Source organism: Sphaerospermopsis reniformis (assembly GCF_005402885.1).
Taxonomy (GTDB): Bacteria; Cyanobacteriota; Cyanobacteriia; order Cyanobacteriales; family Nostocaceae; genus Sphaerospermopsis; species Sphaerospermopsis kisseleviana.
This window is the reverse complement of sequence record NZ_BJCE01000077.1, coordinates 1-21,998: the sequence shown is the minus strand read 5'-3', so window position 1 is coordinate 21,998 and position 21,998 is coordinate 1. Positions and strand designations below refer to the sequence as shown.

At 37.6% G+C, this 21,998-nt stretch carries 28 protein-coding genes; 15 read left to right on the top strand and 13 right to left on the bottom strand.

The annotated features are described in order from the left end of the window. Positions 1 to 187: 187 nt before the first annotated feature. Positions 188 to 655, top strand: a complete 468-nt coding sequence (locus tag FFR48_RS12825) for a DUF29 domain-containing protein (protein ID WP_137667630.1) — start codon at positions 188 to 190, stop codon at positions 653 to 655. 111 nt (positions 656 to 766) lie between these two features. After that, a complete protein-coding gene (locus FFR48_RS12820) occupies positions 767 to 994 on the top strand; it encodes a DUF433 domain-containing protein (RefSeq protein WP_137667629.1) in 228 nt (75 codons plus the stop codon). Between the two features lie 314 nt (positions 995 to 1,308). Here FFR48_RS12820 and FFR48_RS12815 read toward each other — a convergent pair whose 3' ends face one another. The 5 genes from FFR48_RS12815 to FFR48_RS12795 all read right to left on the bottom strand — a co-directional run bounded on the left by FFR48_RS12815 (position 1,309) and on the right by FFR48_RS12795 (position 6,436). Beyond that, the gene (locus FFR48_RS12815) at positions 1,309 to 1,536 is read right to left on the bottom strand and encodes a hypothetical protein (RefSeq protein ID WP_096571015.1); all 228 of its coding nucleotides are present in this window, start codon (positions 1,534 to 1,536) and stop codon (positions 1,309 to 1,311) included. After that, on the bottom strand, positions 1,526 to 1,852 hold the full coding sequence (locus FFR48_RS12810; protein WP_096571017.1) for a DUF4258 domain-containing protein: 327 nt from the start codon (positions 1,850 to 1,852) through the stop codon (positions 1,526 to 1,528). Before FFR48_RS12810 ends, FFR48_RS12815 begins: the two co-directional genes overlap by 11 nt. A gap of 45 nt (positions 1,853 to 1,897) precedes the next feature. Beyond that, positions 1,898 to 4,522: a DNA mismatch repair protein MutS gene (gene mutS, locus FFR48_RS12805; protein ID WP_137667632.1), complete on the bottom strand. Its 2,625-nt coding sequence runs from the start codon at positions 4,520 to 4,522 to the stop codon at positions 1,898 to 1,900. A 129-nt stretch (positions 4,523 to 4,651) separates the two neighbouring features. Further along, a complete protein-coding gene (locus tag FFR48_RS12800; RefSeq protein WP_137667628.1) occupies positions 4,652 to 5,167 on the bottom strand; it encodes a hypothetical protein in 516 nt (171 codons plus the stop codon). Between the two features lie 21 nt (positions 5,168 to 5,188). Beyond that, positions 5,189 to 6,436 carry an AAA family ATPase gene (locus FFR48_RS12795; protein ID WP_137667627.1) on the bottom strand — a complete coding sequence of 416 codons (1,248 nt, stop codon included), beginning with the start codon at positions 6,434 to 6,436 and terminating at the stop codon, positions 5,189 to 5,191. Between the two features lie 113 nt (positions 6,437 to 6,549). Here FFR48_RS12795 and FFR48_RS12790 point away from each other — a divergent pair, with 113 nt between their 5' ends. The 7 genes from FFR48_RS12790 to FFR48_RS12760 all read left to right on the top strand — a co-directional run bounded on the left by FFR48_RS12790 (position 6,550) and on the right by FFR48_RS12760 (position 10,461). Next, positions 6,550 to 6,729: a hypothetical protein gene (locus FFR48_RS12790; protein WP_137667626.1), complete on the top strand. Its 180-nt coding sequence runs from the start codon at positions 6,550 to 6,552 to the stop codon at positions 6,727 to 6,729. Between the two features lie 30 nt (positions 6,730 to 6,759). Further along, a complete protein-coding gene (locus tag FFR48_RS12785; protein ID WP_137667625.1) occupies positions 6,760 to 8,490 on the top strand; it encodes a serine/threonine-protein kinase in 1,731 nt (576 codons plus the stop codon). A gap of 22 nt (positions 8,491 to 8,512) precedes the next feature. Beyond that, positions 8,513 to 8,662, top strand: a complete 150-nt coding sequence (locus FFR48_RS30075) for an XRE family transcriptional regulator (RefSeq protein WP_201277613.1) — start codon at positions 8,513 to 8,515, stop codon at positions 8,660 to 8,662. Between the two features lie 148 nt (positions 8,663 to 8,810). Beyond that, positions 8,811 to 9,056: a type II toxin-antitoxin system MqsA family antitoxin gene (locus FFR48_RS12775; RefSeq protein WP_096571031.1), complete on the top strand. Its 246-nt coding sequence runs from the start codon at positions 8,811 to 8,813 to the stop codon at positions 9,054 to 9,056. A gap of 32 nt (positions 9,057 to 9,088) precedes the next feature. Beyond that, on the top strand, positions 9,089 to 9,301 hold the full coding sequence (gene brnA / locus FFR48_RS12770) for a type II toxin-antitoxin system BrnA family antitoxin (RefSeq protein WP_096571033.1): 213 nt from the start codon (positions 9,089 to 9,091) through the stop codon (positions 9,299 to 9,301). Positions 9,302 to 9,511: 210 nt separating this feature from the next. Next, positions 9,512 to 9,772 (top strand): hypothetical protein, encoded by a 261-nt coding sequence (locus FFR48_RS12765; RefSeq protein ID WP_096571035.1) that lies wholly within the window; start codon positions 9,512 to 9,514, stop codon positions 9,770 to 9,772. A gap of 242 nt (positions 9,773 to 10,014) precedes the next feature. Continuing rightward, the gene (locus tag FFR48_RS12760; RefSeq protein ID WP_137667624.1) at positions 10,015 to 10,461 is read left to right on the top strand and encodes a type II toxin-antitoxin system VapC family toxin; all 447 of its coding nucleotides are present in this window, start codon (positions 10,015 to 10,017) and stop codon (positions 10,459 to 10,461) included. A gap of 77 nt (positions 10,462 to 10,538) precedes the next feature. Here FFR48_RS12760 and FFR48_RS12755 read toward each other — a convergent pair whose 3' ends face one another. The 3 genes from FFR48_RS12755 to FFR48_RS12745 all read right to left on the bottom strand — a co-directional run bounded on the left by FFR48_RS12755 (position 10,539) and on the right by FFR48_RS12745 (position 12,562). Further along, complete coding sequence (locus FFR48_RS12755; protein WP_096571039.1) at positions 10,539 to 11,636, bottom strand: AI-2E family transporter; 1,098 nt, start codon at positions 11,634 to 11,636, stop codon at positions 10,539 to 10,541. A gap of 68 nt (positions 11,637 to 11,704) precedes the next feature. Next, positions 11,705 to 12,136, bottom strand: coding sequence for an NUDIX hydrolase (locus FFR48_RS12750; protein ID WP_137667623.1), 432 nt, complete (start codon positions 12,134 to 12,136; stop codon positions 11,705 to 11,707). 3 nt (positions 12,137 to 12,139) lie between these two features. Continuing rightward, a complete protein-coding gene (locus FFR48_RS12745; RefSeq protein WP_190346876.1) occupies positions 12,140 to 12,562 on the bottom strand; it encodes a hypothetical protein in 423 nt (140 codons plus the stop codon). 270 nt (positions 12,563 to 12,832) lie between these two features. On the opposite strand from FFR48_RS12745, the gene folD reads away from it, so the two are divergent. From folD to FFR48_RS12730, 3 genes are all read left to right on the top strand, one after another. Next, a complete protein-coding gene (folD, locus tag FFR48_RS12740; protein ID WP_137667622.1) occupies positions 12,833 to 13,711 on the top strand; it encodes a bifunctional methylenetetrahydrofolate dehydrogenase/methenyltetrahydrofolate cyclohydrolase FolD in 879 nt (292 codons plus the stop codon). Between the two features lie 168 nt (positions 13,712 to 13,879). Next, positions 13,880 to 14,809 carry a geranylgeranyl diphosphate synthase CrtE gene (gene crtE, locus FFR48_RS12735; protein ID WP_137667621.1) on the top strand — a complete coding sequence of 310 codons (930 nt, stop codon included), beginning with the start codon at positions 13,880 to 13,882 and terminating at the stop codon, positions 14,807 to 14,809. Positions 14,810 to 15,161: 352 nt separating this feature from the next. Then, positions 15,162 to 15,617 carry a divergent PAP2 family protein gene (locus FFR48_RS12730; RefSeq protein ID WP_096571049.1) on the top strand — a complete coding sequence of 152 codons (456 nt, stop codon included), beginning with the start codon at positions 15,162 to 15,164 and terminating at the stop codon, positions 15,615 to 15,617. Positions 15,618 to 15,836: 219 nt separating this feature from the next. Here the strand turns inward: FFR48_RS12730 and FFR48_RS12725 are convergent, their stop codons facing one another. The 4 genes from FFR48_RS12725 to FFR48_RS12710 all read right to left on the bottom strand — a co-directional run bounded on the left by FFR48_RS12725 (position 15,837) and on the right by FFR48_RS12710 (position 18,763). After that, positions 15,837 to 16,529, bottom strand: coding sequence for a hypothetical protein (locus tag FFR48_RS12725; protein ID WP_201277612.1), 693 nt, complete (start codon positions 16,527 to 16,529; stop codon positions 15,837 to 15,839). Between the two features lie 176 nt (positions 16,530 to 16,705). Next, positions 16,706 to 17,035, bottom strand: a complete 330-nt coding sequence (locus FFR48_RS12720) for an MgPME-cyclase complex family protein (protein ID WP_096572795.1) — start codon at positions 17,033 to 17,035, stop codon at positions 16,706 to 16,708. A gap of 64 nt (positions 17,036 to 17,099) precedes the next feature. Beyond that, positions 17,100 to 17,828 (bottom strand): SnoaL-like polyketide cyclase, encoded by a 729-nt coding sequence (locus tag FFR48_RS12715; protein ID WP_096571053.1) that lies wholly within the window; start codon positions 17,826 to 17,828, stop codon positions 17,100 to 17,102. Between the two features lie 212 nt (positions 17,829 to 18,040). Continuing rightward, positions 18,041 to 18,763, bottom strand: a complete 723-nt coding sequence (locus FFR48_RS12710) for a pyridoxine 5'-phosphate synthase (protein ID WP_096571055.1) — start codon at positions 18,761 to 18,763, stop codon at positions 18,041 to 18,043. A 177-nt stretch (positions 18,764 to 18,940) separates the two neighbouring features. On the opposite strand from FFR48_RS12710, the gene FFR48_RS12705 reads away from it, so the two are divergent. Then, the gene (locus tag FFR48_RS12705; protein WP_137667619.1) at positions 18,941 to 19,582 is read left to right on the top strand and encodes a Uma2 family endonuclease; all 642 of its coding nucleotides are present in this window, start codon (positions 18,941 to 18,943) and stop codon (positions 19,580 to 19,582) included. Between the two features lie 519 nt (positions 19,583 to 20,101). Continuing rightward, a complete protein-coding gene (locus FFR48_RS12700; RefSeq protein WP_096571058.1) occupies positions 20,102 to 20,572 on the top strand; it encodes a tetratricopeptide repeat protein in 471 nt (156 codons plus the stop codon). A gap of 351 nt (positions 20,573 to 20,923) precedes the next feature. On the opposite strand, the gene FFR48_RS12695 is transcribed toward FFR48_RS12700, so the two are convergent. Then, positions 20,924 to 21,298, bottom strand: coding sequence for a c-type cytochrome (locus FFR48_RS12695; protein ID WP_096571060.1), 375 nt, complete (start codon positions 21,296 to 21,298; stop codon positions 20,924 to 20,926). Between the two features lie 341 nt (positions 21,299 to 21,639). Here FFR48_RS12695 and petG point away from each other — a divergent pair, with 341 nt between their 5' ends. Next, the gene (gene petG, locus FFR48_RS12690; RefSeq protein WP_013191177.1) at positions 21,640 to 21,753 is read left to right on the top strand and encodes a cytochrome b6-f complex subunit V; all 114 of its coding nucleotides are present in this window, start codon (positions 21,640 to 21,642) and stop codon (positions 21,751 to 21,753) included. Positions 21,754 to 21,998 lie beyond the last annotated feature (245 nt).

Genomic DNA, 21,998 nt, shown 5'->3' with positions numbered 1-21,998 from the left:
CAAGGGTTTTGAAGGGTATACCGGAAAAAGTGTGCATTTTTTGGGATTTCAAGAGATGGCAAAGAAATTTTCCAATCTCCTCCTGACTCCTGACTCCTGACTCCTGACTCCTATGCCCTCACGGAAATACTTTCTCAGCAACCCCTAATTAAAATATCATTGCAGATGAAGATCAAATTATCTGAATATGGAGCAATCTCAATCTTCTTCTTTGTATCATCAAGACTTCTATTGTTGGACACAACAACAAGCTAAAGCTTTAGAAGAAAGGCTAGTTTTAGAATTAGACTGGCAACATTTACAAGAGGAAATTCAATCTTTGGGAAGGCAGGAATATCGAGAATTAGCAAGTCGTTTGGGTGTATTATTAGGTCATCTCTTAAAATGGGAATATCAACCGGAAAACCGTTCTCGCAGTTGGTTTTTAACAATTAGAGAACAACGTCGCGCTATTCTGCGACATCTGCGACAAAACCCTAGTTTAAAATCTCGTATGGAAGAAGCTATGTTAGATGGTTTTGAAGCAGGAGTTGATTTAGCTTTACGGGAAACTAATTTACCGTTAAGAACTTTTCCCGAAAATTGTCCTTATTTATTTGATGATATTATTGCTGATGATTTTTTGTGTGATACCAGTCAGGACTGGAAAGGATAATTTTTGAAGATGCTCCAGTTATAAGTTATATCACTAAGAGAATTTATCAAGCGATCGCTTGGCAAAATCTCAAGGCAAAATAGAGAAACAGCAAACACCAAGAAGGTATTTATGGAAATTTCACCATACATCAGCATAGACCCTGCTATTCATCACGGCACACCCGTTATCAGTGGTACTCGTGTCCCAATTTCTATTATCATTGGTTCTCTTGCAGGTGGCATGAGCAAAGAAGAAGTTATGGAAGAATACGAACTTACTAAAACTCAAGTCGAAGCGGCTCTTAGCTATGCTGCTGATTTGGTTAGACACACTGAATTTACTGCCTTGGGAGCATAAGCTGTGAATTTTCTAGTGGATGAAAATATGCCACATAGGGGTTGCTGAGAAAGTCTTTTCGTGAGGGCATAGGAGTCAGGAGTCAGGAGTCAGGAGGAGATTTGAAAATTTCTTTGCTATCTCTCGAAATTCCAAAAAATGCACACTTTTTCAGGTATACCCTTCAAAACCCTTGCACTTTTTTCCTCTTTATCAGCGTGTAACCTTTGATATATCTGGGTTTTACATTTTTTCAGCAAGCCCCACATAAGTTTTTATGGGTTGTCTCTAAAAAAGCAACTTTGAAAGGGTGATTTATCATTCCTGTCCACACTTTACGCCGCAAATTTATAAACTGGAATTTGCATAAACCGAACTGGTTGAGTTTTCTGCAAAATAATTTGCTGTAACTGTTCAACAGTTTCAGGAGAAAAGAATTGCTCACCAGTTTCTATGTTGACTCTAGCTGGTACATTTTCGACTATAAAAAATTGACCATCTTTTTCTAATGAGTAAGTAACTCTTTGCTCTACAAAGTTTTCGTTAAAATTGTTATTCTGCATTACTTTTCCTCCTAGTAAAATCATCACTCCAGCGATGAGAGTCAGGCTCGTACACTGTAATAATTTTAATCAATGAACGTGACGGATAACTACATTGTACATGAATAGGGCGACCATTTTGGGTAAAACCATGAATTAGACAACTAGCTCCATACTTATCATTTGGATAATCTTCAATTATTTTTCCGTTTTGAATTGCCTTTTTAATTTCCTTGACTCCAATACCTCTGAGTATAGACTGATCAACTCCATGTTTAGAAAACTCGAATTGATCCTGAGAAAATTTCGTTTGTATTTCTTCAAGAGAAACTGACATTATTTTATCTCTTTGCTCAAGAACTTAACAATCCCAGAGGTTTGACTATTGTAAATTTTGTAAACCCATAGCAATTTTACTGTGTTTTTCAATTTGTCCCATTACCTGTTTTGCTCGTTGAATAACCACCGCAGGTAAACCCGCTAACCTCCCAGCTTCAATACCATAAGATTTATCAGCACCACCGGGTTGCACTTGATGTAAAAAGATAATTTGATCAGGCAATTCTTTCACCGTAACTTGATAATTTGCCACATTATTAATAATACTCGCTAACTCATTTAACTCATGATAATGAGTTGCAAAAATAGTTCTAGCTTTAATCTCCACTGCTAAATATTCTGCCACAGCCCAAGCAATAGATAAACCATCAAAAGTTGCAGTTCCCCTACCAATTTCATCTAACAAAACCAAAGATTTCGCAGTTGCATGATTTAAAATATTAGCAGTTTCATTCATTTCTACCATAAAAGTAGATTGACCAGTTGCCAGATCATCAACCGCACCCACACGGGTAAAAATGCGATCGCAAACTCCCAAGCGTGCCGACATAGCAGGTACAAAACTTCCAATTTGTGCCATTAACTGAATTAAACCCACCTGCCGTAAATAACAACTCTTACCACTAGCATTAGGACCAGTCAAAATAACCAAATCAGGGTAAGATGTATCCTTCTTTCCTTCCTTCCCTCTTCTCTTCTCTTCTTCCTTCGCTTCCTTCGTTCCTTCGTGGTTCATTCCTCCGTAATTCTTCCCACCTAACCAAGTAGAATTAGGAACAAAAAATCCAGAAGGTAAAGATTGTTCAACCACCGGATGACGACCATCAATAACCTCAACCTCCCGTCCCTCCACCATTTCCGGCCGACAATAACCCTGATGTACCGCTAACTCCGCCAACCCACATAATACATCAGCAGCAGCCACCGCACGGGAAATATTGCGAATAGTATCCGCGTGTTCAGCCACTTCATCCCGTAAAGCGGCAAAAATCTCATATTCTAGCTGATTTAAGTCATCTCGCGCCGTTAATATCCGCGCTTCTCGCTCTTTCAACTCAGGAGTAATGTAACGTTCCTCATTCGTCAACGTTTGCTTACGGATGTAATTCTCAGGAACTTGATCTGATTTAGAACGTGAAATACTAATATAATACCCAAAAGTCTTATTAAACCCGACCTTTAAATTAGGAATACTCGTTCTCGCTCTTTCATCAACTTCTAACGTTGCGATCCATTGTTGATCTGCTTCTACTGTCGCTTTTCTTTCATCCAATAGGGGATTTATACCAGGACGAATTAAACCGCCTTCCTTTAAATGATTAGGTGGTGATTCTACGATGTGCAATTGTATTTTTTTTGCTAATTCTTCCAGTACGGGAGGTACTTTTTGCAAAGCTTTTAAAAAAGGCGATCGCCCTTCTGCTGCTATGTTAGCTAATTCAGGTAAAAGAGAGATAGAATCAGCTAACGCGACTAAATCCCGTGCATTTGCCCTTCCTGAACCTGCGCGACCTGCTAACCTTTCTAAATCGTATATTTTCCTTAATAATGTTCGTAAATCTTGCCGTAAAGGTGTATTCTCAACTAATTCCTGAATACTATCTTGTCTAGCTTTAATACCTTTGATATCAAGTAGCGGTTGTAACAACCATCTTCTTAACGCCCGACTACCCATAGCGGTGCTGGTTCGGTTTAAAGCCCATAATAAAGAACCGTGAAATGTGCCATCGCGGACAGTTTGGGTAATTTCTAGGTTGCGACGGGTTTGATGATCTACGATGAGGTAATCGGTTAAGGTATAGGTGCGTAATAATTGCAGAGATACGGGGTTTTGTTTTTGGGTATCTTCCAGATATTCCAACAGTCCACCAGCAGCGCGGACTGCAAGGGGGAGATGTTCACAACCGATACCTTCGAGCGATCGCAATTTGAATTTCTGCAATATTTTACTTCTAGCTTCGGCTTGAGAAAAGGGAAGTTGCGATCGCAAACTATAACAAAATGTGGGTGGTAAACACTGAGGAAGGGAAGGGGAAGTTTCCCCCGGACGTAGTAAAGTACCTAAATTCGGTGCATTGGTGGGGAAAAGCACTTCAGAAGGTTGCAACCTCATTAATTCTTGGGTTAGGTGTTCTAAATCACTGCCTTGAGTAGTGAGAAATTCCCCAGTTGATATATCAGCATAAGCTAAACCCCAATGATTCACCGCAATTACCACAGCCGCTAAGTAATTATTGCGACTAGCTTTGAGCATTCCTTCTTCTAACAAAGTTCCCGGTGTGAGGATGCGGGTAACTTCCCGTTTCACTAAACCTACTGCTTCTGATGCGTCTTCAACTTGATCACAAATAACTACAGCATAACCTTTTTCTACCAACATGGTTGTGTAGCGTTCCCATGCGTGATGAGGTACACCAGTCATAGCTACCCGACCCACATCACCCCCGTGTTTACTGGTGAGGACTAATTCTAATTCTCTGGAAACGGTTACAGCGTCTTGAAAGAAGGTTTCAAAGAAGTCACCAACACGATACAGCAGCAACGCATGGGGGTATTTATCTTTCATTTCTACGTAGTGCTGATACATTTTACTCAGCTTGCTGCGGTCTTCTACCAGTTTTGTATCGCTGAGAGGTGTGTTTTGTGATTGGGGTTCTGGTGTGGTCATGGTAGATGCTGCGATTTTTGGCACTATTCTTGATGATAGCGTGATGTGGGGTGGTTGTTTAAGGTTTTTTAATTTTTTTTCTCACGCAGAGACGCAGAGGCGCAGAGAGAGACGCAAAGAGAGATATTATTATTTTTTGCGACTACTGCGACGGGTGGGTGAGGTTGGTGGTGGTGGTTCTTGAGATTTTAATTTATCATCATCAGTGAGAAATTCTACATGAAACCCTTTTTCACTATAATAATACCAACCTAAGACGACAATACTGGCATCACCCATAGAGGTGTTTTGTACAGCTTGGTTGGGAAATGTAGCAGCTAACTTTTTCAATCCTTCTGTTTCCCATAATACAATTTGTTCACGAAAAGCAGCCCAAGGACTTGTTTCATCAGCAGCAAAAATCATAATTTCTGCAAATTTTTCCGCAGATGTCCATTTATCGCCGGTTTTCGCTTGTGCAATGTGATTTCCGGTTTCAATAACTGTAGCTAAGGGAAGTATCAAAGTTGTTCCTTTTTTAATTTCTGTGTGAATTTTCTCATTTACAAGTTCAAAATCCCATTTATTATTACCCGCAGTTTCTTTACCTGGAACTTTTAACCAGACGCACAATAAAGAGGTATCTATTAATAAAACTTTTCTCATTTTTTTAAATTAATCCCCCAATTATACACCATGAGAAAGACTGCGTTCAATTGCGCCTTTTGTTGTCATTTGTCCCAAGGAATAAGAAGCAAATAATTTAGGGAAGTTTTCAATATCTTCTAATAAGGTAAGTTTACTTTCTCCGGTTTCTGAATCTCGATGTGCAACAACTACAAAAGGAACTATTTCTGAACCAAAAGCATCTAGTAAAGCTGGGTTATGGGTGGTTAGTAAAATATCAATATTGCGTTTACTGCCAATTTCTTTTAATATTTTTACTAATAATGCTGCACGGGAAGGATGTAAACCATTATCTATTTCTTCAATGACAATTTGACTACCTTCAGGACGGGTTAATAATGCTGTGAGTATTGCTAGAAATCGCAATGTTCCATCTGACATACTTCTAGCATCAATTTCTGTAATTTCTCCTGGTTTCCATTCTTCTTGACAGTACAGCATTGCATCTGTTTTCAGTCTTCCTACTGGTTCAGACCATACTTTTTTAATATCACCTTCTGGTAAATATTTAATATATTCAGATAGGGTATTTTCAACTTCTGATTTTTTATCGTCTGGTAATGCTGCTAATACTCCAGCAATATTTGAACCATCGCTTTCTAGGTTTTCAGAAAGTCGGGAATAGTCACGCATTGTAGATGGAATGGGATTAAGAGTTAACATATTTTCTAAATTAGATACCACAAACTCTTGAACTTTCTTTTTTGCGGGTAAGAATATATCTTTAACATCTTTACTAAAAACCATGTTACCTCCTTCAGTAGTGTTATATAGAATGTTGTTTTCAAATAAATCGCTCAAACTAAAACTATTACCTGTATTATTGAGATTACTTCTATTGTTGTGTCCTGTCTTTAAAGTAAACTTTTTTAAGTAAATCCCTTGTTCGTGATAATATAAATCACTTTTAATATCTTCTTGTAGTATTTGACAATCAGGGAATGTTTGTATTTTTACATTATATAAATAATCATCATCTTCACTTCCAATTAACACCTTTAAACTAAACTCTTTTTCACCATGTCTTGCAGCACCTTGAACACCACCACGAATAGCAGGAAGTGTTTTATCTCCTGCTAAAGCTGTTTCAACATTTTCACCATTAGCTATTCTTTGTAAAAATTCCAATGCTTCAACCACATTAGATTTACCACTTGCATTAGTTCCAATAAGTACAGTTAAAGGATCAAGGGGAAGTTCAGCATAACGGAAACTTTTCCAATTTTCGAGAATCAGTTTTTTCAGCATAATTAACAACAAATATATTTTAGTGATTTAATCATTGTAATATAAATCAAATGTTTTTATTCTATGTCAGTGTTTCTGGTTTATGGTGTTACTCCTAATCTTTAAGTATATGTTTGGTTGATAACATTTTTAGTTGTTATAGCAAATTATTACATAATAATACTTATTTAAAAACATGGTTGATGATTTTATGGGGTAATGGAGGCGATCGCTTTAAGTTGTTTAATTTTTTTCTCACGCAGAGACGCAGAGGCGCAGAGAGAGACACAAAGAGAGATTATCGGTTATTATAGATGGAAACAGGGTTAGAAAGATAACATCTTATGATTGGTAAGATTCTCCGTCAACGTTACCAGATTATCGAACAACTAGGTGCAGGTGGGTTTGGGGAAACTTACCTTGCAGAAGATTTAGATATTCCTGTTACTCCTAAACCGGTTTGTGTGGTTAAACGGTTAAAACCTACAGAAATTGATAAAGATAGTATTCGTTTATTTGAACAAGAAGCACAGATTTTATATAAATTAGGTCAAAATCACGATCAAATTCCTAAATTGTACGCCTATTTTCAGGAAGATGAAGACTTTTACTTAATTCAAGAATTTATTGAAGGTAAGGATTTAAGTAATGAAATTTGTCCTGGTAAAAAGTTAAGTGAAGCTGAAGTAATTCAACTTTTACGAGATGTTTTAGAAATATTGGTTTATATCCATGACAACAGAGTTATTCATAGGGATATTAAACCTGCCAATATTATGCGACGTAAAGATGGGAGGTTAGTATTAATTGATTTTGGTGCAATCAAACAAATTAATACTACTATTGCCATGAAATCAGATTACACTACCCGAACTATTCGTATTGGTACACAGGGATATATACCTATAGAACAAGCTATTGGTAAACCTAAATTTAGTAGTGATATTTATGCTTTAGGAATGACAGCAATTCAGGCATTAATTGATTTATCTCCTCGGTTATTAACAGAAGATGATAATGGCGAAATTATTTGGCTTGATCAAGTTGAATTAGGTGATAACTTAGAGAAGTTTATTTGTAAGATGGTACGTTATGAGTGGAAAGAACGTTATAGAAATGCTAAGGATGCTTTGGAGGAATTAAATCAAATTTTTAGAGTTGATAAACAAGAGAATATACAATCTGAAAAACCAACCCAATTAAGTGAAATTTTGGTTCACCAGAGTCATGAACTACCCAGTTTCGTAAGTAATGAAGAAGTTATTGAATCTGATGATGAAGCCATTGCTATTCAATCTGATCAATATGAATATTGGTATAATCAAGGTAATGATCTAAGAGCTTTACAGAAGTATGAAGAAGCTATCGCATCTTACGATAAAGCCATTGCCATTAAACCTGACAAACATGACGTTTGGTATTATCGTGGTCTTACTCTAAGAACTTTACGAAAATCTGAAGAAGCAATTGAATCTTTTGATAAAGCCATTGCCATTCAACCTGATCAATATGAAGTTTGGTTTAATCGAGGTTTTATTCTAAGAAATTTACAAAAATATGAAGAAGCCGTTGAATCTTTTGATAAAGCTATTGCTATTAAATTAGACCACCATGAAGCCTGGTATAATCGAGGTCTTATTCTAAGAACTTTACAAAGATATGAAGAAGCAATTGAATCTTTTGATAAAGCCATTGCTATTCAACCTGAATATACTCTTGCTTGGCATAAAAGAGGTAACATCTTAAAAACTTTACAAAGATATGATAAAGCGGTTTTATCCTATGATAAAGCTGTTGCCATTCAACCTAATAGAAATGAATCTTGGCATAATAGAGGTGATTGTCTTAGCAATCTACAAAGGCATAAGGACGCAATTGAATCTTATGATAAAGCCATTGCCATTCAGCCTAAAAATCAGATTTACTGGTATAAACGGGGTATGGCATTAGAAAAATTACAGAGGTATGAAGAATCACTGAAATCATACCAAAAAGCAATAAGTCTTGATCCATATTTTAAAAAAGCAATTAATAGTCGTAATAAATTATTAAAACAATTGGGGCGTTCCAGTTAGTAAATCGCAGTAAAAAAAAATTATGTTAGATTATACCATCACTTCTGGCAATATCTTTCAAGATTTAGGATTTGCTAATGCAGAAGAAAAACTAGCCAAAGTTAAATTAGCTTCTGTCATTGCCGATATTTTAAAACAACAACAAATCACACCAAAGCTGGACAAATTTTAGGTTTATAACTTGCACAAGTCAATAATTTAAGTAACGGTATTCTCAAAGAATTTACCATTGAAAATTTATTAAGTTATTTAATAAAATTGGGTCAAAATGTAGAAATCATGGTAACAAATCAACAAACGGAAACTTAGAGGATAAACTAATGCGTGAAATCAAATGTAACTTTTGCGGAAGTCCCCATTATGAACAACGCCAAATTGATTATTTATATCGCCATCAAGGACAATATTTATTAGTTCCTAATACTCCGGTGCAAATTTGTCTTGATTGTGGCATGATTTATTATGATGCCAAAATTTTGAAGAAAATTGAACAGTATTTTTTTGACATCTATCAAAATCATCAACAACCTGATGAATATTTATCTATTCCTACTAAGGTTTTTTGATAAGTGAAATAATTAGGTAAATTAGGAAATATATGCAAGCTGAAGAGTTTGATACTAAATTTGACAATGATGAAGATATCACTGAGTTTTTAGACCTATATCAAGCACGTCGTCCCAGTTATGAACAAAAAAGAGTGAATATTGATTTTCCTGTGTGGATGATAGAAGCATTGGAAAAAGAAGCAAAACGTTTAGGTGTCACTTCTGATTCTATACAGGACTTACGCAAAAGGAAACGAAAGTAGGGGTAATTCATGAATTACCCCTACGCAAGAATAAGGTTTTCAGTCACATCTTGCGTAAGTCCTACTATAATTAAATTATGGCTTGCTGAACGTCTTGATAAAAAGGTAATTACTGGTTAGTTTCATTAGTTATGAAACAACAAAAATGTTCCATTTTTAGGTTATGCTAGGAATTAAATACAATCATTAGACTAACAAACTGAGGTAAAAATGACAGATTTAGAAATACATGAAAAAATTAAACAACAAATATCCCAACTTCCACCAGAACAACTTTCCTTATTAAGTGAATTTCTCGACTCTCTCCTCACCAAAAACACCGTAAACCAAAAGCAATTACTCCGTATTTCTCCTATAAAAAGAGGCAAAAAAGCAGGTGATTTGTTACAGTATGCGGGAACTTGGCAAGGTGATGATTTAGAAGATTGTTTGCGTTTTGTTCAAGAAACCCGTTCTCAAACGCAGTTTTAATTTTTATTACTATCTAGGGGTTGCTGAGAAAGTCTTTCCGTGAGGGCATAGGAGTCAGGAGTCAGGAGTCAGGAGTCAGGAGTCAGGAGGAGATTGGAAAATTTCTTTGCCATCTCTTGAAATCCCAAAAAATGCACACTTTTTCCGGTATACCCTTCCAAACCCTTGCACTAATTTCTGTGTTTATCAGCCTCTAACCTTTGATATATCAAGGTTTTAGGTTTATTCAGCAAACCCTATCTATGTCTTATTTACTGGATACTAACCACTGTAGTTACATTATCAACGGTAATCCTCAAGTTACCAATATCTTAAAATCCTATGCTGGTTTAACAATTGGTGTGAGTATTATAACATATTCTGAACTGCTATATATGACAGAAAAATCAGAACTAAAATATCAAAATCTTAGTGCAGTTCAGAAATTTTTATCTCAAGTCGATCTGTATTTTCTGGATGAAGAAACAGCTATTATTTACAGTCGTCTCAAAGCATCTGTTTTTAATTATTTTGCACCCAAAGAAAAAAGCAAACGTCGTAGTTTCAAAATTGAAAATCTGGGATTTAGTGATCATGATCTTTGGATAGCAGCAACAGCTATTCAATACAATCTTACTCTAGTTTCTGCTGATAGCGATTATAGGCGCATTCATGAAGTAGAGAATTTTTCCCTAGAATCATGGATATAAAATGATGAAGCATTACGAAAAGCGCCTCTACTCAAGAGATTAACAAAAAATCACACTTTTTTATCCTCAAACAAATCTCACCTCACCTCTAAACCTTCCTTAACTTCACCCACAATACCATCAACATCATCAACCTTCTTCAACTCCCCCGCTTTCCAACTATCAGCAATATCTTTAATAAAACTAGCAATAGGAATCGCTACCAACAAACCTAAAACCCCGCCTAATTTCGCCCCAATTAATAAAGAAATTACCACCCAAACAGGATTTAAACCTGTTAAATTTCCTAACAATCTCGGTGCAACAATATTAGAATTAATTTGGTCAATTGCTACAGCTATAGCCGCAACTTCTACCCCTTCCCAAAAGTTCTCTAAAGCTACCAACAAACTCACAATACCAATACCTATTCCCGTACCAAAAGGGAAAAGAGAGAAAAACCCAATTGCAATACCAAATAATAACGCTAAAGGAATCCTTAAAGCCACAAATGCTAAAGTAACTGTGACAGCTAAAATCGCTCCTAAAGTCGCTTGTCCAATAAAATAATTTTGGAAATCTTCTTTTAATAAAGCTCTCACTTTTATGCTAATATAACTGGGAAACCATTGGTAAATACCATCCCATAATTTTTCACCATTTAATATTAGGTAAATAGTTAAAACGATAGCTAAAAGAAAATTCACTAAAAATCCAATAGTATCAAAAGCAAAACCCAAAATTTTACCGGTAAAAGATTGAAATTGACTGGAAATTTTTTCTAACAACTGCGTAGCTAAACCACTAATATTAACAGGTAAATCTTGTTGTGTAGCTGCCCAATTTAAAAAAGCTTGTAATTGTTGAGTTCCTGAATCTATCCAAACAGGAAGAATATTAACTAATTCGTTGAGTTGTTGAAAAATCAAAGGTACTAAAATTACACCAACTGCTCCTAAAATTACTATTGCTAAAAGCAGCACTCCTGCAATAGCTAAATTACGTGGTACTCCCTTTTGATTGAAAAATTTGATGGGATAGTCTAAAACAAAAGATAATAAAATAGCGACAGAAACAACGCTTACCAAAGGTTGAAAATATTGGACAACCTGAATTAATAACCATCCGTTCAGAATGATCAGAGGAAAAGCCAAACCAAAAGTTAACCAGCGGGGAAGTTTATTTACTATTTGCATAAAATACTATGATGATTCTCTCTACAATTTCTAAATAATTTCTTCTGTCACCTGTCACCTGTCACCTGTCACCTGTCACCTACTATAAAATCAAGCATAATTTTTTGGTGAGGAATACCTAAAGGCCTAAATTCTCCAGCTATTGCCGAATAATAACTACCCCTTTCAATATCTTCCCTTGTTAATAATCCCATATCCCAACCTTCATTTAAAACCAGTTGATCTAATCCTACTAATAATGGTGCTTGAAAAACATAACGAATAACTCTCTCATCGGAATAGATTCCAAATTTAACAAAAGAAGGTAACTCATAACTGATTTCTTCTTTTACTTCCCGCACCAGTGCTATTTCTGGGGTTTCATCTGCTTCTAAATGTCCACCGAATAAACCCCAACACCCAGCAGCAGCTATGGTGGGGATATTGTCCCGTAGCTGCATGAGATATTTATTGTCTTGGTAGAGAATAACAATCGCTACTTGTGGAATTTGATCATTCATATATTATTCTTCCTCTAAGTAAACTTCCCCAAACTCTTGCCCAGCCAAGGGAATACTTTTGTATCTTACCTTACCCTTTAATACTACCTCTTGTCCCACCTTTAAATTACTTTGATTAGTTACAACCCAAATTTTACCGCTGGCATCAGCAATTTGATATGCTTGCTGCTTGAGCAAAGGAGCGTGTTTTTCTATCTTTCCTTGGATGTAAACAGTAGCTTGATTATCCTGTGCTGGTTTAATTTCCTGAATTGGTGTAACATTTGCGCCAATCCTCAGATTTTGTAAATTCATTTCACCAGATTTACCGTTAGCACAACTACACAGTCCCACTACCAAAAAAAAGGCTAATCCTTGATGAAAAGATTTCAAAGAAGTACGTTGTATTTGTTGTTGAACAGCAAGCAATTGAGAGAATTTTTGCATTAATCCTTACCTTGTTACCAGTTTCTTCAAGTTTCTATTAATACTAGCTATGTTGCACTGATAAAAAAAGGCTTGAGGTCATCCTTTTATTCTTTATCCTTCAGTTGACGCAGTTAATCTGAGAAAATAGTTAAGGCAATAGGCGACTGGTGATTGGTGATTGGTGACAGTAAAAAGGCAAAAGGCAAAAGGCAAAAGGCAAGAGGCAAGAGGCAGGAGGTAAATATTTCTCCCCAGTCCCCAGTCCCCAATAACTAATAACTAATGACAATGGAAACAAAAACAGCGAAAATCCTTGATGGTAAAGCATTAGCCGCTAAAATTCAGAAAGAATTAGCTACTACCATCGCAGAAGTACAACCAAAAATTGGCCGATCTCCAGGTTTAGCAGTGTTGATGGTAGGAGATAACCCCGCCTCAGCAGCTTATGTCAGCAACAAAGAAAAAGCTTGTGCTAAAGTGGGGATTGCTTCTTTTGGTAAACATTTTCCCACCCACACCAACCAAACTGAACTAGAGGAAGTCATTGCAGAACTTAACCAAGATCAACGGGTAGATGGAATTTTAGTACAGTTACCCCTACCTAATCATTTGGATGCTATAAGTCTTTTACATAAAATCGCCCCAGATAAAGACGCTGATGGACTGCATCCAGTGAACTTAGGGCGTTTGGTGCGAACTGAGGCAGGTTTACGCAGTTGCACACCAGCGGGAGTAATGCGACTACTAGAAGAATATAAAATTCCCCTGGTGGGAAAAAAAGCAGTAGTAGTAGGACGTAGTATCTTAGTGGGTAAGCCAATGGCGTTAATGCTATTAGATGCTGATGCTACAGTTACCATTGCCCACTCCCGCACCCAAAACCTCAAAACCATCACCCAAAACGCTGATATTCTCGTTGCAGCAGCAGGTATTCCCAGATTAATCACTGCTGACATGGTGAAACCAGGCGCTGTTGTGGTAGATGTGGGAATAAATCGCGTCACCGATAGCAGTGGTAAAAGTCGTTTAGTGGGCGATATTGATTTTGCGCCAACTGCTAATGTGGCAGAATATATTACCCCTGTTCCTGGTGGTATTGGTCCAATGACAGTCGCCATGTTACTGCAAAATACCGTCTCTAGCTATTTGCGGACAAACAGTAACTAAGCAAATTTCAGATTTATGGAATCTAACTAAAATCCAAAATCCAAAATCCAAAATCCAAAATCCAAAATCCAAAATCCAAAATCCAAAATCCAGTGAGTGTTTCTGCTCCTCTACACCGTAAAATTGTCACACATATCACCATAAACCGAAAATTTTAGGAATTGAAGCATGGTAGTAACAGATAACTTGCAAAAGACATCAGAACCAGCCAGGTTTAACCTCGCTGCCTATCTCAAAGAACGACAAAGGCTTTGTGAGACTGCTTTGGATCAATCAATTCCTGTCGTTTATCCAGAGAAGATTTACGATGCTATGCGCTACTCCCTCTTAGCAGGAGGTAAGCGTGTACGTCCTATCCTATGCCTTGCTACCTGTGAAATGATTGGTGGCAGCATTGAAATGGCCATGCCAACAGCTTGTGCTGTGGAAATGATCCACACCATGTCTCTAATTCATGATGACTTACCCGCAATGGATAATGATGATTACCGTCGTGGTAAGTTGACAAATCATAAAGTCTACGGCGAAGATATCGCCATTTTAGCCGGGGATGGCTTGTTAGCATTGGCTTTTGAGTTCGTAGCCTCCCAAACCCCCGAAAATGTCCCTACACAAAGAACTTTACAAGTAATTGCCCGTCTCGGTAAGGCTTTAGGCGCTGCCGGTTTAGTTGGTGGTCAAGTGGTAGATTTAGAATCAGAAGGAAAATCAGATATTTCCCTAGAAACTTTGAATTTTATTCATAACCACAAAACCGCCGCCCTCTTAGAAGCTTGTGTAGTGTGTGGGGGAATAATTGCTGGCGCATCCCCAGAAGATGTACAAAAATTAACTCGTTATTCTCAAAATATTGGTCTAGCCTTCCAAATCATTGATGATATTCTGGATATAACCGCTACTCAAGAACAACTAGGTAAAACCGCAGGTAAAGACCTTACAGCACAAAAAGTTACCTATCCCAGCTTATGGGGAATTGAAGAATCACGCGCTAAAGCACAACAGCTAGTTGAAGAAGCTTGTGCAGAACTAGAAAGTTTTGGTGAAAAAGCAGCACCCTTACAAGCGATCGCTCACTTTATTATCAATCGCAATCACTAGGGAGAATTTTGGATTTTGGATTTTGGATTTTGGATTTTGGATTTTGGATTTTGGATTTTAGGATTTTAGGATTTTGGATTGCACAATCCCAAATTTAAAATCACAACCACAAAACTGCCAAATTTTAGTTACAAAATCATCCACCACAATCATGTTATAGCGACAGTCAATGTTGTACTTCATGAACAGATGATCAAACTTCAACACATACAGACTTTATACTCTGACACCTGTCACCTGTCACCTGTCACCTGTTATACTGCTAATGGCTGAAAGCTGAAGGCTGACTGCTAAAAAAACTGTTCCTCAACACACAAGTGCTGCTCTTATTCAATCACCTAACCAAAAAACCATGCAGGACTTATGCGACATTTTCAACAACCGGGTGCTACTGGTTGCACTTGTGGCTTGTTTTGTTGCTCAAGGATTAAAACTCATCGTTGAAGTCATCAAACATCAAAAAGTGGATCTGCGTGTCTTAGTGACTACCGGAGGTATGCCTAGCGCCCATTCAGCTTTAGTCACAGCTTTAGCCACAGGAGTTGGGCAAACTATCGGTTGGTCATCTCCAGATTTTGCTGTAGCTGCGGTATTTGCCATCATTGTTATGTACGATGCAGCTGGAGTTCGCCAAGCAGCAGGTAAGCAAGCTCGCATACTCAATCAAATGATTGATGAATTATTTCATGAAAAACCAGACTTTTTCCAAGACCGTCTCAAAGAACTACTCGGACATACACCAGTTCAAGTCATAGCTGGTTCAGTTTTAGGTGTCACCATTTCCTGGTTAGCTAGAGCCGCTTATTAGTAAGGTGACAGGTGACAGTTGACAGTTGACAGTTGACAGTTGACAGTAAGAAGGGAAGAGAGAATAGGTAATTCATAATTCATAATTCATAATTCATAATTGGTAATTGGTAATTGGTAATTGGTAATTGGTAATTGGTAATATTATTCCCAATCACCAGTCCCCAGTCCCCAGCGATGCACTGAGCTTGTCGAAGTGTCCCCAGTCCCCAATCACCAATCACCTTACTGTGACAACTGAACGCAGTAACATGACTTTTCTACCATCTGCTAACAGGGCAAAAAAACCATTCTCCGTCAGTTTTTGCAATGTCCTGTATGCCTCTGTTTGGTTGGTAGTATAAACAGCCAGTAGATAGGGGCGTTGTCCATAGGAAACTAAACCAACATTACCTCCTACCGTTCTTTGTACATTTTTGGCTAGTTCCGGGCGGTTGAAATAATCTACCAACACAGCAAAACCTTCTCCCAAAACTCTGGGATTATAACTAACTGTCTGATTTGGTAGAGTTGCTGATGGGATTATTGCTGGTGTTACCGTTGCTGTTGTTGGTGCTGTTGATGCTGTTGCTGCTGTTGGTCGAGTCGTAATAATAGCAGACAAGCCAACAACGTTGTTAACATATCTTGCCCAACGGTTAGCATCTTCAATATTGTTAAAACCACCAACTCGCGTTACTGTTTCATTCAGATATTTACAAGTAACAGTTTTTAGGTCAGATGGTAAGGCACTACGTAACTGCTGTTGATTATTAACCGTAGGACTAACAACCAACAACAGATACTCCCCCGCACTGGGAGGTTGACAGGCAGGAATGGTTTGTTGGGATAAAACAGGACTAATACCAGTAATTATTGGAGCTACTGCTAATAATAAAGCACTTGGTAAATAATGAACTTTTGGTAAAAACATTTGGTGTATACCTAGTATTGTATAATTTATAACTTATTTCAGGAAATAGGAAATAGGGAATAGGGAATAGGGAATAGAGAACAAAAGGCAAAAGTTAATATTCTTCCCCAGCCTTTCCTGCCTCCCCTGCTCCCTCTGCGCCTCCTACCTTTCCTGCCTCCTGCCCCCTGCCTTCATTAAGACACAGTTGTTAAAGATGCCAAAGGATTAGGAATTGTTGCCGAAGGAGCTGGAAATTCTCCGGTGATGACATACTCTAAACGTAATTTTAACCAAGTAATAAATTGAGAATTGGTAGAAATAATTGCTACCGGAGGTTTAGGACATTTAGCTTTATTTGCTGCCATTTCCGGTGCTTCCAGGAAAGCTGGGTTTTTCACTAACCAAAAATCTATTTCTTTTTCTTGTTCGTGGTAGTTACGGGTACGTTCTTTGAGAACTTCCTCTAGAGGTTCTTCTTCTAGTAAAAAGTGTTGACTAGCTAAAACGTAATAGTATGTTGTCATTTTCATCCTTGAGTCACTATCTAATAATTTATAGGGTACAGCAGCAACACTGTACCCTAATAGGTTAACTTTTCTTCACGCCTTTGAACCAAGAACCGAAAGGACAACCACTACTCTTATTTTCACTATTGGCAGCATTTTCCATTTTGCCACCTGCTGTCAATTTCTCTAAAAACAGGTTGTTGTCAAAATAGTGTTCCAAAGAGATAATCTTCAAATCATCGGTAACACGAGCTACACTGATACCGACAATTTCTACTGTTTCCCCTGTGGGTGCAAAGTCTTTATATGGACCGCGAAAATGTCCCCAGTGTCTCCACTTAAATGTAACCACTGGTGGACCTGAGTAAACTTCAAGCAGTTCCCAAGGAAAACCTTGAGGAAAGGTACTATGAAAAAGTTTCGCTGATGATTCAAAAGTTTCTTCTGAAGCTTTGTAATGTTCAGAATCAGCCATAAATGTGTTATAAGTACCCTGGGTGTATACATCTGTGGCTGTAAACTCTTGTCCCCCATTTGTACTGACGCGAAACTTATCCTGCACAACAGCTAACCACTGTTTAGGATTACTCTTAAAAGATACCTCCATTTCAAAGGTTCTCACTAAATTCTGTACAATAGCTTCTAGTGAACCTTCTGCGTGATTACAGGTACTTTCTTTGGCTAGATTTTCTTTAGAACGGGTATAATCTGGGGGTGTCTGATAGCGCCATTCGGCCTGTTTACTGTATTCAATTACAGTATCTCTATTTTGTACCCAAAGAGGTAGGTTGTTAGGCTGTGTGGAAGTCATAAAAGTTTTACGTTACCAATGTGACTCTAATTTTTCAGGATTACGCAGCTACAACCCCTCTTTTGAAAGGAGATCAAGGAGTCAGGAGTCAGGAGTCAGGAGTCAGGAGAATTTTAGATTTTAGATTTTAGATTTTAGATTGGATTCATGAAATACAATCCAAAATCCAAAATCCAAAATCCAAAATTGTATCCCCAATCACCAGTCACCAGTCACCAGTCCCCAGTCATTGCTTGTTTCATCTCTCGTACTGCTCTTTCCATTCCTACCAAGGCAGCCCGACTGATGATAGTATGGCCAATATTGAGTTCTTCCATACCTGGAAGCGCCGCTACTGGGTAAACGTTCCAGTATGTGAGTCCGTGACCGGCATTGACTCGCAAACCTGCTTTTATAGCTTGTTCGCATCCTTTGGCTAATAAGCCTAATTCATGCTGGCTAGTTGTTTCATCTTTAGCTTCAGCATATTTTCCGGTATGCAGTTCAATAAACTTCGCTTGCACCTTGACAGAAGCTTCGATTTGTGCAGGTTCGGCATCAATAAACAAACTCACGGGAATGCCAGCATTTTGCAATTTATCAACTATATCCCCTATTCTAGCAATTTGTCCGACAATATCTAAACCCCCTTCTGTGGTGATTTCTTCTCTTTTTTCGGGAACTAATGTTACATAATCAGGTTTGATATCCAGGGCGATCGCTAACATTTCATCAGTGGCAGCCATTTCTAAGTTTAAGTGGGTTCTTACTGTTTGTCGCAATAACCGCACATCTCGATCTTGAATATGTCTTCTGTCTTCCCGCAAATGGGCGGTAATGCCATCAGCACCGGCTAATTCTGCTAATACTGCTGCGGCGATGGGATCTGGTTCTACTGTCCTTCTGGCTTGGCGGATGGTAGCTATATGATCAATGTTTACACCGAGTGTAGGCACGCCTGTGTTTCTCCTGGTTCACTGTGTTTTAGATTTTGATTTTAACTAATTTAGGAGATGTGAGCAGGTTGGTGTTAAAAATTTTGGTTATGATCAGGTAAGGAGCAAGAGGAAAGCCATAAATAATTACAAATTATCAATTATCAATTATCAATTATCAATTATTAAAGAGGTAATATGTTGTTAGAATTGCAACAAATTATTGTTCATCCAGGCCAACAAATGTTACTCAAAGATATTAGTTGGCAGCAACTAGAAAATATTTTAGAAGAAATGGGGGAAAAGCGTGCTGCACGTATTTCCTATAGCAATGGATGGTTAGAAATTATGGTGCCTTTACCTGAACATGAAAAAGATAAAGAAATTGTTGGTGATTTGGTGAAAATCTTGTTAGAAATACTGAATGTTGATTTTGAACCCTTTGGTTCTACAACTCTGAAAAATGAGAGAATGAGGCAAGCCGTAGAACCAGATACCAGTTTTTACATTCAAAATCAAGCCGCTGTAATTGGTAAAAATCGAATTGATTTAAATATAGATCCACCACCAGATTTAGCTATTGAAATTGATATTACTTCTCGGACTCAATTTGAAAATTATCAAATTTTGGGAGTTCCTGAACTTTGGCGATATAAAAAACAAGGTTTAGAAATTTTCTTGTTACAGGATGGGAAATATGTAAAATCTCCATCTAGTCCTAATTTTCCTCATATTCCCATTGTGGATTTAGTTAATGAGTATGTACGGCAGTGTTTAACTATTGGCAGAAGTCAGGCAATACGAAATTTTAGGAGTTGGGTGCAGGAGAATTTACAGTAAAAGGTTGCTTAAATATAGCACTCCCTGAACAGTTACTTTTATGGCAAGTATTCAGCTATCAGTAATCAGTAATCAGCCAAGAGTAGCAATAGCAAGGATGCAGAAGTGTTAATTTCAGGAATGTTATCTGCATCTGTTTTTTCATTCCTTGGATTTCACTATTTCAGGTACATAGCTGATGGCTGACTGCTGACGACTGAATGCTTACCTTTTATGTTGTCCCAAATGAGCGATCGCCAGCATTGCCTACATAATTTTTTTAAAAAATAGTATGAATCAATACAAAATATTGCCAGAATTTTTAATCAAGATCGGAGAATACCGTGATGACTATTAACATAAATTAGGAGATAATCTTCTGCACAAGGTAAGAATTCAAAAGTCAAAAGTCAGAATTTTTGATTAATTGCTTGATGAGCAAATAAGTATTTTTGGCGTAATTGTTAAAAAGCTGACTGCTGATGTTTGAATACTTACTGCACAAGTAACTGGCAATATCAACTTACCTATCTCAACTGCATGGATTCTTTATCTATCAATTCTTTACTGGAAGACTTGAAAAATCCTGATGCTTTAGTTCGTGAGCAAGCAACTCGCAAAATTTGGCGCTTCTGGTTTCAGCAAAAGGGTATATATGGGCTAGAAAAGATTGATTATAGTCAAAAACTAATGGATGCTGGGGAAACAGCCAAAGCTGAAGCAGTTTTAACAGAACTTATTAAAACACAACCAGATTTTGCTGAAGCTTGGAATAGACGCGCTTTTTTATATTACAGCATAGGCAATTATCAAAAATCTCTAGCTGACTGTCAAATGGTTGTGCAGCTAAATCCAGTACACTTTGGCGCACTTCATGGTATGGGTTTGTGTTACGCAGCAATAGGAAAGTATGGTGAAGCTATTGAAGCTTTTCAAAAAGCGTTGAAAATTCAACCTTATTCCTTGGTTAACCAGAAATTGATTCTTGAATGTACTCTTAAACTCAGTTAAACATGAAATTTCCAGGAGTCAGGAGTTGTAGGGGCGAAGTAGGGGCGAAGCATTCGGAAAATAGCCTTAAACAAAAATTGATAATTTATCGCCCGAATGCTTCGCCCTTACAGGAAAATAACCTGTGATAAAAATTGATAATTTATCGCCCGAATGCTTCGCCCTTACAGGAAAATAACCTGTGATAAAAATTGATAATTTATCGCCTGAATGCTTCGCCCTTACAGGAGTCAGGAGTAAAACCCTCTTTTAGTGGTAGTTTTATTATCCATTGATTTTCTGGTCAGCCTGTCAAAATCTATAACAACATATAAAAACATAAAATAACACTTTTCCCTATTTCCTGTTCCCTTAAAGACCTTCTAAATAACTTAAAAGGTCTGCCATTTCTTGGGCGCTGGGCTGGAATTTGGGCATGGGAGGAGTTTCACCGCTAATAACTTGATGAATCAATCCATATTGAGATTTGCGTTTCGAGACAGCTTGTAAGCTCGGTCCAACGAGTCCATGAGCTTCCCAACCATGACACCCAGCGCAGTTGGTTTGAAAGATAGCCTTTCCCTGTACTGGGTTGCCTGTCAGTGATAAAACATTTTTGACGTAAGGATCAGAGGTTTGAACTATCTGAACACCAAAAATAGTTACGGGTATGGCTATGAGTATGGCCAAAACCGACAAAGTGATCCACTGACTCCAAGTTTCAGTTTTGATAAGCTGGTTATTCAAGAGTTTGCTTTTACAGTCTAGGTGTACGAAAAACTGTAAGCATTCAGCTATCAGTGTTCAGCAGTCAGCTTTTTAACGGTTAAACTAATAATCACTATTTGAGTAACCGCTAGATGAGCAAATCTTCTGACTCCTGAATCCTGACTTCTGAATTCTTACAAAAAAATATTTCATCTTCTACACATAGCTTAAAATTTCTTGATTCTACCTGCAACCACAGATGAAAATTTTTAGATAGTATTTATAATCCAAAAACGGCTTAGGGCGCTGGATTGATGCGGGATTTGGTAAGATTAAAAACGGGAAACGAAACTTGAAAATTTGTAAAGAGGAGATTTACAGTGGTTGAACCCCTACTCTCAGGTATTGTTCTGGGTCTGATTTTCGTCACTCTTAGCGGACTATTTTACGCTGCCTATAAGCAATACAAGCGTCCTACCGAGTTGGGCGGCTAAGGGTTAACAGCTAGTTCTCGTAGGGGTTTAGCAATGCTAAACCCCTAGTCACATATAGGCGTGTGTGTTTGTATATTAATTTTAATATTTCCGCCCAATCACTTACGATATAGCTGTTTAATTAGGGTTTGCTGAATAAACCTAAAACCTTGATATATCAAAGGTTAGAGGCTGATAAACACAGAAATTAGTGCAAGGGTTTTGAAGGGTATACCGGAAAAAGTGTGCATTTTTGGGGATTTCAA

Excerpts from the sequence above, each read along its gene's own strand:
- FFR48_RS12720 (WP_096572795.1), bottom strand. The coding sequence starts at position 17,035 with ATGACAACATACTATTACGTTTTAGCTAGTCAACACTTTTTACTAGAA.
- FFR48_RS12705 (WP_137667619.1), top strand. The coding sequence starts at position 18,941 with ATGTTGTTAGAATTGCAACAAATTATTGTTCATCCAGGCCAACAAATG.
- FFR48_RS12825 (WP_137667630.1), top strand. The coding sequence starts at position 188 with ATGGAGCAATCTCAATCTTCTTCTTTGTATCATCAAGACTTCTATTGT.
- FFR48_RS12800 (WP_137667628.1), bottom strand. The coding sequence starts at position 5,167 with ATGAGAAAAGTTTTATTAATAGATACCTCTTTATTGTGCGTCTGGTTA.
- FFR48_RS12785 (WP_137667625.1), top strand. The coding sequence starts at position 6,760 with ATGATTGGTAAGATTCTCCGTCAACGTTACCAGATTATCGAACAACTA.
- FFR48_RS12730 (WP_096571049.1), top strand. The coding sequence starts at position 15,162 with ATGCAGGACTTATGCGACATTTTCAACAACCGGGTGCTACTGGTTGCA.
- mutS (WP_137667632.1), bottom strand. The coding sequence starts at position 4,522 with ATGACCACACCAGAACCCCAATCACAAAACACACCTCTCAGCGATACA.
- FFR48_RS12760 (WP_137667624.1), top strand. The coding sequence starts at position 10,015 with ATGTCTTATTTACTGGATACTAACCACTGTAGTTACATTATCAACGGT.
- brnA (WP_096571033.1), top strand. The coding sequence starts at position 9,089 with ATGCAAGCTGAAGAGTTTGATACTAAATTTGACAATGATGAAGATATC.
- FFR48_RS12755 (WP_096571039.1), bottom strand. The coding sequence starts at position 11,636 with ATGCAAATAGTAAATAAACTTCCCCGCTGGTTAACTTTTGGTTTGGCT.
- FFR48_RS12745 (WP_190346876.1), bottom strand. The coding sequence starts at position 12,562 with ATGCAAAAATTCTCTCAATTGCTTGCTGTTCAACAACAAATACAACGT.
- FFR48_RS12820 (WP_137667629.1), top strand. The coding sequence starts at position 767 with ATGGAAATTTCACCATACATCAGCATAGACCCTGCTATTCATCACGGC.
- folD (WP_137667622.1), top strand. The coding sequence starts at position 12,833 with ATGGAAACAAAAACAGCGAAAATCCTTGATGGTAAAGCATTAGCCGCT.
- FFR48_RS12750 (WP_137667623.1), bottom strand. The coding sequence starts at position 12,136 with ATGAATGATCAAATTCCACAAGTAGCGATTGTTATTCTCTACCAAGAC.
- FFR48_RS12810 (WP_096571017.1), bottom strand. The coding sequence starts at position 1,852 with ATGTCAGTTTCTCTTGAAGAAATACAAACGAAATTTTCTCAGGATCAA.
- FFR48_RS12795 (WP_137667627.1), bottom strand. The coding sequence starts at position 6,436 with ATGCTGAAAAAACTGATTCTCGAAAATTGGAAAAGTTTCCGTTATGCT.
- FFR48_RS12715 (WP_096571053.1), bottom strand. The coding sequence starts at position 17,828 with ATGACTTCCACACAGCCTAACAACCTACCTCTTTGGGTACAAAATAGA.
- FFR48_RS30075 (WP_201277613.1), top strand. The coding sequence starts at position 8,513 with ATGTTAGATTATACCATCACTTCTGGCAATATCTTTCAAGATTTAGGA.
- FFR48_RS12775 (WP_096571031.1), top strand. The coding sequence starts at position 8,811 with ATGCGTGAAATCAAATGTAACTTTTGCGGAAGTCCCCATTATGAACAA.
- FFR48_RS12700 (WP_096571058.1), top strand. The coding sequence starts at position 20,102 with ATGGATTCTTTATCTATCAATTCTTTACTGGAAGACTTGAAAAATCCT.
- FFR48_RS12815 (WP_096571015.1), bottom strand. The coding sequence starts at position 1,536 with ATGCAGAATAACAATTTTAACGAAAACTTTGTAGAGCAAAGAGTTACT.
- FFR48_RS12725 (WP_201277612.1), bottom strand. The coding sequence starts at position 16,529 with ATGTTTTTACCAAAAGTTCATTATTTACCAAGTGCTTTATTATTAGCA.
- crtE (WP_137667621.1), top strand. The coding sequence starts at position 13,880 with ATGGTAGTAACAGATAACTTGCAAAAGACATCAGAACCAGCCAGGTTT.
- FFR48_RS12765 (WP_096571035.1), top strand. The coding sequence starts at position 9,512 with ATGACAGATTTAGAAATACATGAAAAAATTAAACAACAAATATCCCAA.